The organism is Mycobacterium sp. IDUB_24 (assembly GCF_055419385.1).
The window spans coordinates 1-370 of sequence record NZ_JBVAXO010000022.1; the positions used below are offsets into that span (position 1 = coordinate 1).

General features: G+C 60.8%; 1 pseudogene. It reads left to right on the forward strand.

Features of this window, described 5'->3' with window-relative positions:
* Positions 1–39: 39 nt before the first annotated feature.
* Positions 40–370, forward strand: a pseudogene (locus tag ACZYZF_RS29480) (hypothetical protein); the annotation flags it as partial.

The window sequence follows — 370 nt, forward strand, 5'->3', positions numbered from 1 at the left end:
CGGGCCGCGGTCAAACAAGCGTTGATTCGCCACGGGGAGGTGCCCGACGAGGAGCATGCGGTGAATGCCATTATTCCGCTGTTACCCAAGCGGTTCCTCGGGGCCACGTCCCGTGTTGGTTCGCCCAATCAGGTCGGTTCATCCAACCTCGGTGTGGTCAACCCTGCTGCCGGCCGGGCCGATGGCACCGACGCCGACCACTTCGCCATCAAGGTTCTGCCCTATCTGGGGCTCACGGAAGCGATGCTCAACCGGTTCGGGGGAACGCAGTCGTTTCTCTCCGGAAGGGTGAACGGAAAGGTCTTCATCTCGGCCCATTCCTATCTGCCGGGTCGAGTCAACACGAATGAGCGTTTGCAACAAGACCTTT